This window comes from Bradyrhizobium retamae (assembly GCF_001440415.1).
GTDB classification, from domain to species: Bacteria; Pseudomonadota; Alphaproteobacteria; order Rhizobiales; family Xanthobacteraceae; genus Bradyrhizobium; species Bradyrhizobium retamae.
Genome location: NZ_LLYA01000064.1, coordinates 1 through 3,360, shown reverse-complemented (window position 1 = coordinate 3,360; position 3,360 = coordinate 1). Strand labels below are relative to the sequence as shown.

Below are 3,360 nucleotides of genomic sequence, written 5' to 3'. Positions count from 1 at the left end.
TTCTCGCGTCGAACCGGCGTTCCTTCACATTACCGCCACCTCGCGATTAGCCGGCATTCTGCAGGTCGACGGCTATGCCGCCTATAATCGACTCGCCAAGTCGGCGGGCGCCAATGAGGGCGTGCGGCTTGCGGCCTGCTTTGCCCACGTCAGGAGGCGATTCTACGAGCTGCACGTCAACGAAAGCTCGCACCTGGCGACGCAGACCGTCACGACAATGGCTGGGCTATGGGCAATCGAGGCCGACATCCGCGGCCAGGATCCCGCAACGCGGGCGAAAGCGCGCCTGGAAAGGTCGATGCCTATCGTCTCGACCCTCTTCGACTTGTGGGAAAGAGAACTGCCACGCCTATCCGGCAAATCCAAGCTCGCTGAGGCGATCCGCTATGCTCTATCGAGGCGTGCGGCTCTCGAGCGCTTCCTGACCGACGGTCGCATCGAGCTCGGTAGAGTCGGCGACTGGCGCGGTGACCGTAGATCGCGAGGCTTTACTGTTTCCGGCGGCTTTCGCCGGTCGCCGGTGTCGCAGTTCGCACCATAGTTCCGTTTCCAGTCGTCGCTCGTCAAACCGGGCATGCAGATTTGTCGGGTAGCTCAGCCATTGCTGGCTTTCGCCCCCACAGAACCCACCGTGCGGCGTTACCGCAGTGGGCTCTTCAGAAAGGACCTGAGGCGGGTCGATCATTGCCGCCATGCCTGGTGGATCACCGGTTCCGGCAAAGGGAAGGCGATCAGGAGCTGGCGGTAGTTCGCCCAGCTCATGCAGCCTTTTTGGCTACGTTTGCCGAGCACCTTACGCCAGTCCTTGACGACGCATGCCTTGAACACGCGCAAGGATCGATAATTGAAGATCACTCCGAAGTACTGATAGTGACCGTTCAGCACTTGACGTAGCCACCGATGCTGTTCCCGTAGCGGAGCATGCATGCGGTGCTTCATCTCTTCTCGGATTGTCTTCAGCTTTCGAGCAAGGCGCTTGGCTTGCGTCTTCCTCTTGACCATGAACTTGTTCTTCCTGGTTTTGGCGCAGTAGTGCGTGAAGCCCAGGAAATCGAAGGTCTCCGGGCGTCGCTGCCCAGCGGTGGTTCGCGCGTGGGCGGCGAACCGCCCGAACTCGATCAACCGGGTCTTGCCCTCATGGAGCGACAGGCCGAACTGCAGCAGCCTGTCTTTGAGATCCACGAGGAGCTGCTTCCCATCTGCCTCGAACTGACAGCCGAACACCATATCATCTGCGTACCTACAGACGATCACCGTCCCGGCTGCCCGCCGTCTTCTCCACTGGTGAACCCAGAGATCGACGACGTAGTGAAGAAAGACATTCGCAAGGATGGGGCTGACCCCCGACCCCTGCGGAGTGCCCGACTCCACCGGTCTCCATTGGCCGCTCTCAAGGACGCCGGCCTCGAGCCATCGCTTAATCAAGCGGAGCACCCCGGGGGTCGGCGATCCTGTGCGCCAGCATTCGCATCAACCATCTGTGGTCAACGGAATCGAAGAAGGTGCGGATGTCGACATCGAGCACAAAGTTCACACGCTGCGTCATCAGGGCCTTGTCCAGGGCAGCCAAGGCCGAATGCGGACTTCGCTCCGGCCGAAAGCCGTGGCTGAACCCCAGAAAGTCGGCCTCGTAGACGGCATTCAGCACTTCGGCCACCGCGCCCTGGACGATCTTGTCTTCCAGTGTCGGAATGCCGAGCGGGCGGAGACTGCCGTCAGCTTTCGGGATGTAGGTACGGCGCACTGGCTTGGGCCAGTACTGACCGCTGTGGATCCTGGCGTGTAGACGCTGGAGATTGAACTCCAGATTCCGCTCGTAGTCCTCCACCTTCACCCGATCGATCCCTGGACTGGCCGCGCGTCTCTGCCGCCGAAACGCCCTTTCGAGCGCGGCAATGTCGACGTGATGCAGCAGTGCCGTGAACCGTGTCTGGCCAGAACGTCTGGCCGCCTCATTCACACGCTCGAGGTTCGGCTGCAAGGGTTGCCAGCGCTGTGTCTGGCCCTTCGCCTGCCCCGGCGTGATCCCTTCCTGCCGCTCCCTTTTCTCCATCACCTCGTTTCCTTCGGTGACTTCATCGATAATATGGAGCGGTCCGACTCCCATCCGCGATGCGGCGAACTGTGGTTGTCCCTCGTTCGTCGCCCCCATCGGAGACCAACCGATGGACGCTGATGGGCCTCATAGGTTCCGGAATGGGCCTTTTGGCCGTGACGTAGTCCAAGCCCCCGGCGGAGCATCCGATCTCTCGCGTAACGAGATCCGATGTGCTGCTTTCGCTGGTGCGGGCGCCAGCTCTGCCTCCACAACATGCCGATTTCGGGAGTCAATTCCACACCCCGTCCAACCGCTGTCTACGCTTCGGACCCCGCGTTACCGCGACGCCCGCAAGACTCGCTCCCGTCCTGCCTGCTCGGCTTTGGACGGACCAGACTTTCACTGGCAAGCTCATTCCAGCTTTCCTATCGCACCCCGCACCCGGCTTTCACTTGTCTCGTCAGACCTTCGTGCTCGATCGGTCAGTACGACGGTTTGGGATGCGGAAGAGTTTGAGCGTATCGTGCAGGTAATCCTGCGGATACTGCTCGAAGCCCCTGCCACGCCCTCCTGTTCGTCGCATTAACCAGTGCCGCAGACGCCGATCGACGTATTGCCTGATGAAGTCATACGTTTTCATGACAGGCCCTTGGTCGAAGTAACCGCACCAGCCGCGAAGAAGGCGACTGATAACGATGACGGTGTTCTCCGGTGTGTCCGGGTACCACTGTGGCGTCGTGCGTTCGTGGATTCGTCGGAGCAATCTCAAGACCGCCTTCTTGGACGGACGCGTGCCGATGAAGGCTTGTCCGCCCTTTCCGTGGAACCGCCCGATCGTGTAGCCTAGGAACGTGAATCGCTCCTTCGGCAATCGTGCGATGCGGGTCTTGGTCTCGTTCACCTCCAACCCGAGCCTATTCATCAGTACCGTCATTCGCTTCATCGCCGTCTCGGCTTGTCCGGGGCGGCAGCAGATCACGAGATCGTCGGCATAGTTGACGACGTAGGCATCGAGTTGTTCCTGGTGCCCGTGGTCGCGCCAGGCCAGCAGAAAGCGTCGGAAGTAAATGTTCGCCAGCAACGGACTCAGAGGAGAGCCCTGCGGGGTCCCTTTCTTAAACTTTCGCGCATCTGCCGTCCGTATCGTCCGTCTTCCGCTCCGTTCGACCACCGGAGCCGTCAACCAGCTTTTGATAGTCGAGAGAAGTCGTCCGTCGGCGATCCGCCGTGTCAGGCACCGCATCAGCGGCCCGTGTGGAATCGACGTGAAAGACTACTCGACAGACTACCCACCACCGCGCTCATCATCTCGACGACTATCC

The 3,360-nt window shown here is 60.7% G+C and carries 3 protein-coding genes and 1 pseudogene; 1 reads left to right on the top strand and 3 read right to left on the bottom strand.

Going from position 1 to position 3,360, the window contains the following annotated elements:
- Nucleotides 1–445, top strand: a pseudogene (locus CQ13_RS09310) (IS66 family transposase); the annotation flags it as partial.
- A gap of 236 nt (nucleotides 446–681) precedes the next feature.
- Here the strand turns inward: CQ13_RS09310 and CQ13_RS46410 are convergent.
- The 3 genes from CQ13_RS46410 to CQ13_RS09300 form a co-directional block, all read right to left on the bottom strand.
- A complete protein-coding gene (locus CQ13_RS46410) occupies nucleotides 682–1,434 on the bottom strand; it encodes a reverse transcriptase domain-containing protein (protein WP_283807500.1) in 753 nt (250 codons plus the stop codon).
- Nucleotides 1,418–2,152, bottom strand: coding sequence for a reverse transcriptase domain-containing protein (locus CQ13_RS46405; RefSeq protein WP_283807499.1), 735 nt, complete (start codon nucleotides 2,150–2,152; stop codon nucleotides 1,418–1,420). The genes CQ13_RS46410 and CQ13_RS46405 overlap by 17 nt, the downstream gene beginning before the upstream one ends.
- A gap of 346 nt (nucleotides 2,153–2,498) precedes the next feature.
- The gene (locus CQ13_RS09300; RefSeq protein WP_283807501.1) at nucleotides 2,499–3,299 is read right to left on the bottom strand and encodes a reverse transcriptase domain-containing protein; all 801 of its coding nucleotides are present in this window, start codon (nucleotides 3,297–3,299) and stop codon (nucleotides 2,499–2,501) included.
- Nucleotides 3,300–3,360: the final 61 nt, after the last annotated feature.

What these genes read in the sequence shown, in the direction of transcription:
- CQ13_RS46405 (WP_283807499.1), bottom strand. Translation starts at nt 2,152, where the DNA reads ATGGGGGCGACGAACGAGGGACAACCACAGTTCGCCGCATCGCGGATG.